The sequence below is a fragment of the Nonomuraea aridisoli genome, assembly GCF_003236395.1.
Lineage (GTDB): Bacteria > Actinomycetota > Actinomycetes > Streptosporangiales > Streptosporangiaceae > Nonomuraea > Nonomuraea aridisoli.
Window position 1 is genome coordinate 57,460 of sequence record NZ_POUD01000016.1, and the last position, 6,923, is coordinate 64,382.

A 6,923-nucleotide genomic window follows, 5' to 3' on the forward strand; every position below is an offset into this window, starting at 1 on the left:
GTCGCTAGTGGGGCGCGGCGGTGACGCCCTGTTTCTGCGCCCGGCGCAGCAGGCGGCGGCGGGCGTCGGCGCCCGCGCGGCCGGCGACGTCCTGGGAGAGGGTCCGCAGCTCGCCGTCCGCCACCACCGTGCGCCCGCCGACCAGGACGCGGGCGAGCGGCGGCGGGGGCCCGAAGACCAGCGCGCAGACGGGGTCGGCGACGGCGGCGGTGAAGGGCCCGTCGATCCGCCACAGGGCGATGTCGGCCAGTTTGCCGGGCTCCAGGGTGCCGAGCTCGGACTCGCGGCCGAGGTTGCGGGCGCCGCCGAGCGTGGCCAGCTCCAGAGCCTGGCGGGCGGTGAGCGCCGTGGGGCCGTAGCGGGCCCGCTGGAACAGCAGGGTCTGGCGCATCTCGCCGGCCAGCGGCGTCAGCTCGGAGGAGGCGCTGCCGTCGACGCCGAGGCCGACGGGCGCGCCGCGGCGCAGCAGCTCCGACACGCGCGCGATCCCGGCGCCGAGCCGCCCGTTGGAGGACGGGCAGTGCGCGGTGCCGGTGCCGGTGGCGGCCAGCTTGCCGATGTCGCCGTCACTCAGGTGCACGGCGTGCGCGAACCAGACGTCCGGCCCGAGCCAGCCGAGCTTGTCCATGTAGTCGACCGGGCGCATCCCGAACTGCTCCAGGCAGTGCTCGTCCTCGTCGAGGGTCTCGGCGATGTGCGTGTGCAGGCGTACGCCCTTGGCCCTGGCCAGGGCGGCCGACTCGGTCATCAGCTCGGCGCTGGCCGAGAACGGCGAGCACGGCGCGACCACCACCCGCAGCATCGAGGACGGCGACGGGTCGTGGTGGGCGTCCACGGCCTCGGCGGTGGCCGCCAGGATGTCGTCCAGCTCCTCGACGACGGAGTCCGGCGGCAGGCCGCCCTTCGACCGGCCCCGGTCCATCGAGCCGCGCGCCGGGTGGAAGCGCACGCCGACCTCGCGGGCGGCCTCGATCTCGGCCGCGAGCAGGTCGCCCCGGCCCTTGGGGAAGACGTAGTGGTGGTCGCTGGTGGTGGTGCAGCCCGACAGGGCGAGCCAGCTCAGCCCGGCGGTGGCCGCGCCGTTGACCACCTCGGCGTCCATGGCGGCCCACACCGGGTAGAGGGCGACCAGCCACTCGAACAGCGTCGCCTCCTGCACGAGGCCCTGGGAGGCCCACTGGTACAGGTGGTGGTGGGTGTTGACCAGGCCGGGCGTGGCCAGGCAGCCGGCGCCGTCGATGCGGGCGGCGCCGGGGATCTCGGGGGCGGGCCCGGAGCCCAGCTCGGCGATGCGGTCACCCTCGATCCTGATATATCCGGACCGGATCTCGGGGCCGGCGACCGGGGCGATCGCCACGTCCGTGATCAGCACCGTGCGATCCGCGGTGTCACTCATACCCCGCTCCCTCCGCCTTGCGGGCGGCGGCGAGCCGTACCGCGTCGAGGATCTTCTCGTAACCGGTGCACCGGCACAGGTTGCCCGCCAGCGCCTCCCTGATCTCCGCGTCCGACGGGCGCGGCACGCGGGCCAGCAGGTCGTGGGTCTGCACCACCAGGCCCGGCGTGCAGAAGCCGCACTGCACGGCCCCGCACTCCGCGAACGCCTCCTGCACCGGGTCGAGGGCGCCCCCGTCGGCCAGGCCCTCGACCGTGCGCACCGCGCGCCCCTCGGCCTGCCCGGCCGCGACCAGGCAGGCGCAGACCGGCACGCCGTCCAGGTACACCGTGCACGAGCCGCACTCGCCCTGCTCGCAGGCGTTCTTGGAGCCGGGCAGGCCGAGGCGTTCGCGCAGCACGTACAGCAGGCTCTCGCCCTCCCAGACGTCGTCCGCGCTCTGCTCGCGGCCGTTGACGGTGAACGTGACGCGCATCATGCCGCCCTCCGGTAGTCGTTCCAGGCCCAGGTGAGCGTCCGGCGGGCCAGCACGCCGAGGGCGTGCGCCCGGTACGCGGCGCTGCCCCGCACGTCGTCGATCGGCGCGGCGGCCCGCGCGCACAGCTCGCCGAACCGGTGGGCCAGCGCCGGGTCCAGCGGCGCGGACCAGTCCAGCTCCCGGGCGAGCAGTTCCTCGGCCTCCCGGGCGCGGCGCGGGGTCGGGGCGGCCGAGCCGATGCCCGTCCCGACCCGCCGCTCCCGCGGGTGCAGGGCGATCGCGAACGAGCACACCGCGATCACCATGGCGTTGCGGGTGCCGACCTTGGAGAAGTACTGGGGGCCGGTCGCGGGCGGCACGTGCACGGCCCTGATCAGCTCGTCCGGCTCCAGCGCACTGCGTTTGACCCCGAGGTAGAACTCGGCGGCGGGGATCATCCTGACGCCGCGTTCGCGGGACTCCACCTCGACCACCGCACCCGCCGCCAGCAGTGGCGGGTGGCTGTCGCCGGCGGGCGAGGCCGCGCCGAGGTTCCCGCCGACGCTGCCGCGGTTGCGGATCTGCGGCGAGCCGACCGTGCGGGCCGCCTGCGCGAGCCCCGGCAGCGGCCCGGACAGCTCCTCGATGACCGTGGCGTACGACACCCCCGCCCCGATCCGGCAGTACCCACCGGTCATCTCCCATGCGCGCAGCTCGGGCACCCGGGTGAGGTCGAGCAGCGCCGCCGGCCTGCGCACGTCGAAGTTGAGCTCGACCATCACGTCGGTGCCGCCCTGCAGCGGCACCGCGTCGGGCCGGTCCGCCTTGGCGGCCAGCGCCTCCTGCCACGTCGTGGGGCGCAAGAAGTCCATCGGCTACTCCCAGGCGAATCCGGCGTCGGGCGCGTCATCGCGCAGCACGCCACCCTCGATCAGCCCGTACGGCCGGTCGGCGGCGTGGAAGACCTCGTTGTCGTTGTCCATCCCGAACGGCGACAGGTCCACGGCGAAGTGGTGCTTGTTCGGCAGGGCGAGCCTGACCTCGCAGATCTCGGGACAGACGGTCAGCACGCGCTCGCCCATGGCGTACAGGGTCTGCTGGAGGGAGCGGCTGTGGGTGCCGGCGAACGCGTCGAGCAGGGCCTGCCGCGCCTGCTCGTACGACTGGGCGTACGACGCCGTCTCACCAATGTGCCGCCATCGGGCGGTCACGGCGGTGGCGAGGACGCGGTCGCGGGTGGGCGGCAGCGTCGTGTACTCGTCCACGAGGTAGCCGTGGAACTCCGAGCCGGTCGTGTTGAGCACCACCAAATCCTTCAGCCCCGACACGACGGTGCTGCCGCCGTCGCGGTCGTGGTGGACGACGCACGTGCGCACCTCGCCGCCGTCGCGGACGAACGAGTGCGGCCCGGCGCGGTTCCAGCCGTACTCCTCGATCTCCACGCGGGCGTGGTGGATCGTCGGCTGGGAGGTGACGAAGTGCCGGGCCAGTAGCAGGGCGAACTCCTCGATCTGGCCGACGCCGTGCTTCCTGGCGAACGCGTACGCCGTGTTCTTCTGCGTGTCGGTCGGCAGGACGGCGGCGTTGTCGCCGGTGAGGTGGACGGCCTCCATGTCGCCCGACAGCGCGGTGCTGACGTTGACGTCCTTGACGCGGTGGACGGGACCTTCCCTGACCACGTGGACGAGCCTGGTCTCCGCCTTGCCGTAGCGGTTGGGGCCGAGCTTGACGGACATCTAGCTCCCTCGGTAGGTGGAGTAGGCGTACGGGCTGAGCAGCAGCGGCACGTGGTAGTGCTGCGCCGGGTCCGTCACGGTGAAGGTGACGACGACCTCCGGGTAGAACGTCTCGGCCAGGTAGGCCCCGGTGTCGAAGACGACGCGGTGCACCCCGGCCTCCGGCTGCCACCCCTTCAGCCGGCCGTCGGCGTCGGTGCGGCCCTCGGCGACGACGCGGCCCTCGTGTTCGAGGCGCACCCGCAGGCCGGCGGCCGGGCGGCCGGTCACCGCGTCCAGCACGTGCGTGGAGAAGCTCATCCGCCCTCCCCGACGAGCTTGGCCAGCCGCAGCCGCGCGATGGCGGCCAGCTCGTCGCGCACGACGTGGCGTTCGCGTTCCTCGTCGTTGCGCAGGCGCTCGCGGAGCCGGGCCAGCATCTCGGCGCCGGTCAGCCCGGTGGCGCAGACGAGGTAGACGTGCCCGAACCGTTCCTCGTAGGCCCGGTTGCCCTCGGCGAGCTCCGCCCGCAGCCGCTCCTCGACGCCCGACTGCTCCTGGCGCGACCACGCCGCGTCCCTGCCGCCGCCGTCCGCGCGCTCGCCGATGCGGGGATGCGCCTTCAGCGCCTCCAGCACGTCGCCCCACTCCAGCTCCCGCACGACCTTTCCCGCCGTCTCCAGCAGCTCGTCCAGGTTCCCGTACGGCCTGAGCGAGGCGACCAGGCCGGCGAAGGCGGGGCTGGCGCAGCAGGCGAGCAGCTCCCGCTCGGCCTCGGCCGTGGGCAGGACGTTGAAGGCTTCCAGCGTGTCGGGCATGTCAGAAGTACACACACGCTTTCCGTGCCCGGTCCATCCGCGAGAACTCCGAACTGACCGCCCGGATGGTCCGTACTTTTCGTCTCATGCTCCAACAGGCCGCTCTCACATGGTGAACACGGTCTTGCCGCGGGCGTGGCCCGCCGCGATGTCGGACAGCACGGCGGGCACCTGCTCCAGCGGGATCTGGGCCTGCACCTGGACGCGCAGCTCGCCGCTGTCGATGAGGTCGGCCAGCTCGTTCAGCACCGGGCCGGTGACTGTGTTGACGACGTTGACGCCGCGCAGCTCCCGCGCGGCCAGCGCGCCGGGGTCGACGGCGCGCAGGACGCTGCAGATCACGCCTCCGGGACGCAGCAGGCCCTCCAGCGGCGCCGTGTCGCCGGCGGCGGAGACCAGGTCGAAGACCGCGTCGATCCCGCCGGGGTGGGCGGCGAGCACCTGGTCGGCGACGGAGCCACCGCGGTGGTCCACCGTCTCGGCCGCGCCCAGACGGCGCATGGCGTCGGCCGCGTCGGGGGTGGCGGTGGCGATGACGCGGGCCCCGCGCAGCGCGGCGAGCTGCGTGGCCGCCTGCCCCACGCCGCCGGTCGCCCCGACGATGAGCACCGTCTGGCCCTCGTCCAGGCGGGACTCCTCGACCAGCGCCCGGGCGGTCGCGGTGGCGGTGGGCACGGCCGCGGCCTGCTCCAGGATCATGCCCTTGGGTATCGGGGCCACCGGGCCGTCCGCCGCCACCACGCCGTACTCGGCGTAGCTGCCGAGGCCCCGTGAGGGGTCGGTGAAGCGGCCGTAGACCTCCTCTCCGAGCCGGAAGCCGGTCACGCCGTCGCCGAGCGCGGCCACGGTGCCGGCGCCGTCCTGGCCCAGGACGAACGGGAACGACGGCGACATGCGGTCCTTCATGGCGCCACTGGCGATCTTGGTGTCGACGGGGTTGTAGCCGGCCGCCCGCAGGCGTACGAGGATCTCGCCGGGGCGCGGCTGCGGCTCCGGCAGCTCGACGAGCTCCGGATCGGCCCCGAAGGCGGAAATGGCGACGGCACGCATGGGCTCTCCCCCGTCTGGACGGAACGTGGTGCGGACCCAGCGGATCGTTCCCCGCGCCGGGGTGCGTCAAGGGGGCCCGACGGGGTCTTGGCGCAAGCTTTGTCGGGTGCACCGCGCACGATCGCACAGGTCAGCGGTCCTGCCGGCGGGGCCTAGACTGGGAGGCATCATGACCCCGACTTCTCTGATCGGCGGACACGTGTCCGTCGCGGGCGGCCTCGCGACGGGCGGCCTGAAATACATGGCCGAGATCGGCGCCGAGATGATCCAGGTGTTCGTCACCAACCCACGCGGCTGGGCGCTCAACGACGGCAAGCCCGACGAGGACGCCAAGCTGGCCGAGTCGGGTGTGCCGGCGTTCATCCACGTGCCCTACCTCGTCAACTTCGGCTCGCCCAACGCCGAGACGCTGGCGAGCTCCGTCGCCGTCGTGCGCCACGCGCTGCGGCGCGGGGTGGAGACCGGCGCCAGGGGCGTCGTGGTGCACACCGGCTCCGCGGTCACCCAGGGGCGCGACGCGGCGCTGCGGCAGCTGCACGACAACCTGCTGCCGCTGCTCGACGAGATCCCCGATGACGGGCCCGACCTGCTGCTGGAGCCGATGGCCGGCCAGGGCGCCATGCTCTGCGCGACCGTCCAGGACCTGGAGCCGTACCTCGACGCGCTCGACTGGCACCCGCGGGCCTGTGTCTGCCTCGACACCTGCCACGCCTTCGCGGCCGGCCACGACCTGGCCGCCGAGGGCGGGGTGAAGGAGACGTTCGACGCCCTGCACACGATCGCGCCCGGGCGGCTCAAGCTGATCCACGCCAACGACTCCAAGGACGTGTGCGGGGCGAAGAAGGACCGCCACGAGAACATCGGGGCCGGCCACATCGGCGCCCGCCCGTTCGCCGAGCTGATGCGGCATCCGGCGGTCGCGGGGGTGCCCATCTGCATCGAGACCCCTGGCAAGGCGCCCAAGCACGCCGAGGACATCACGCTGCTGAAGAAGCTCCGCGACGGCTGATCGGCCGCGCCCGGTGGAGTCTCGGGGCGAAGACGGATAAACCCGGCAGCACCGCAGAAATCGTGATAGGGGCGCCTGCTCTCGCGATCCGACCGCCCCCGAGGGCCGGATCGCGGGGCCTCTTCCATGGCCGCGCAGACGCCCCTTCACAGATTCGGCTGGGCGGGCCCCACCCCCCGGTCGAGGGCCCGACAGCCGCGGCGACGTGCGTGTCGCCGGTGAAGCCGGCGCATCAGACCTGTGTGAGCCCTGCGGCTCGTCCCCCCGATGCGCCGGGAGTGGCTTTCCGATGCCGAAACACTACGGTTGCGATCTTGTGGGCGAAACCCCGTTTATGGTCAGCTCGTTGAGCGGTCTGTAGTCATCGACATACGGAGAGTGCTCCAACGATGAGCGGTCATCCGTACGCGACGAACGGTAGGTTGCAGGGGTTGCAAGCGCCCACCGCATGCCCCCTCACCGACCAGCGGTTCCACCC

At 73.1% G+C, this 6,923-nt stretch carries 8 protein-coding genes; 1 reads left to right on the forward strand and 7 read right to left on the reverse strand.

What is annotated here, in order from left to right; genetic code table 11:
* Positions 1-4 precede the first annotated feature (4 nt).
* From C1J01_RS06590 to C1J01_RS06620, 7 genes are all read right to left on the reverse strand, one after another.
* Positions 5-1,396, reverse strand: coding sequence for an 8-oxoguanine deaminase (locus tag C1J01_RS06590; RefSeq protein WP_111177090.1), 1,392 nt, complete (start codon positions 1,394-1,396; stop codon positions 5-7).
* Complete coding sequence (locus C1J01_RS06595) at positions 1,389-1,871, reverse strand: (2Fe-2S)-binding protein (RefSeq protein ID WP_111177092.1); 483 nt, start codon at positions 1,869-1,871, stop codon at positions 1,389-1,391. The genes C1J01_RS06590 and C1J01_RS06595 overlap by 8 nt, the downstream gene beginning before the upstream one ends.
* Positions 1,871-2,725, reverse strand: coding sequence for an FAD binding domain-containing protein (locus tag C1J01_RS06600; protein WP_111177094.1), 855 nt, complete (start codon positions 2,723-2,725; stop codon positions 1,871-1,873). The genes C1J01_RS06595 and C1J01_RS06600 overlap by 1 nt, the downstream gene beginning before the upstream one ends.
* Positions 2,726-2,728: 3 nt before the next feature.
* Positions 2,729-3,589 carry a factor-independent urate hydroxylase gene (gene pucL / locus C1J01_RS06605; protein ID WP_111177096.1) on the reverse strand — a complete coding sequence of 287 codons (861 nt, stop codon included), beginning with the start codon at positions 3,587-3,589 and terminating at the stop codon, positions 2,729-2,731.
* Positions 3,590-3,889 carry a hydroxyisourate hydrolase gene (uraH, locus tag C1J01_RS06610; protein ID WP_111177098.1) on the reverse strand — a complete coding sequence of 100 codons (300 nt, stop codon included), beginning with the start codon at positions 3,887-3,889 and terminating at the stop codon, positions 3,590-3,592.
* The gene (gene uraD, locus C1J01_RS06615; RefSeq protein WP_111177100.1) at positions 3,886-4,386 is read right to left on the reverse strand and encodes a 2-oxo-4-hydroxy-4-carboxy-5-ureidoimidazoline decarboxylase; all 501 of its coding nucleotides are present in this window, start codon (positions 4,384-4,386) and stop codon (positions 3,886-3,888) included. The genes uraH and uraD overlap by 4 nt, the downstream gene beginning before the upstream one ends.
* 105 nt (positions 4,387-4,491) lie before the next feature.
* Positions 4,492-5,436 (reverse strand): NADP-dependent oxidoreductase, encoded by a 945-nt coding sequence (locus C1J01_RS06620; RefSeq protein WP_111177102.1) that lies wholly within the window; start codon positions 5,434-5,436, stop codon positions 4,492-4,494.
* A gap of 169 nt (positions 5,437-5,605) precedes the next feature.
* Between C1J01_RS06620 and C1J01_RS06625 the strand changes: the two genes are divergently transcribed.
* Entirely contained in the window at positions 5,606-6,445 is an 840-nt protein-coding gene (locus C1J01_RS06625) for a deoxyribonuclease IV (protein WP_111177104.1), read from the forward strand.
* The last annotated feature ends 478 nt before the right edge of the window (positions 6,446-6,923 follow it).

Bases quoted from the DNA above. Each gene is read 5' to 3' on its own strand.
- C1J01_RS06590 (WP_111177090.1), bottom strand. From the start codon at position 1,396: ATGAGTGACACCGCGGATCGCACGGTGCTGATCACGGACGTGGCGATC.
- C1J01_RS06595 (WP_111177092.1), bottom strand. From the start codon at position 1,871: ATGCGCGTCACGTTCACCGTCAACGGCCGCGAGCAGAGCGCGGACGAC.
- C1J01_RS06600 (WP_111177094.1), bottom strand. From the start codon at position 2,725: ATGGACTTCTTGCGCCCCACGACGTGGCAGGAGGCGCTGGCCGCCAAG.
- pucL (WP_111177096.1), bottom strand. From the start codon at position 3,589: ATGTCCGTCAAGCTCGGCCCCAACCGCTACGGCAAGGCGGAGACCAGG.
- uraH (WP_111177098.1), bottom strand. From the start codon at position 3,889: ATGAGCTTCTCCACGCACGTGCTGGACGCGGTGACCGGCCGCCCGGCC.
- uraD (WP_111177100.1), bottom strand. From the start codon at position 4,386: ATGCCCGACACGCTGGAAGCCTTCAACGTCCTGCCCACGGCCGAGGCC.
- C1J01_RS06620 (WP_111177102.1), bottom strand. From the start codon at position 5,436: ATGCGTGCCGTCGCCATTTCCGCCTTCGGGGCCGATCCGGAGCTCGTC.
- C1J01_RS06625 (WP_111177104.1), top strand. From the start codon at position 5,606: ATGACCCCGACTTCTCTGATCGGCGGACACGTGTCCGTCGCGGGCGGC.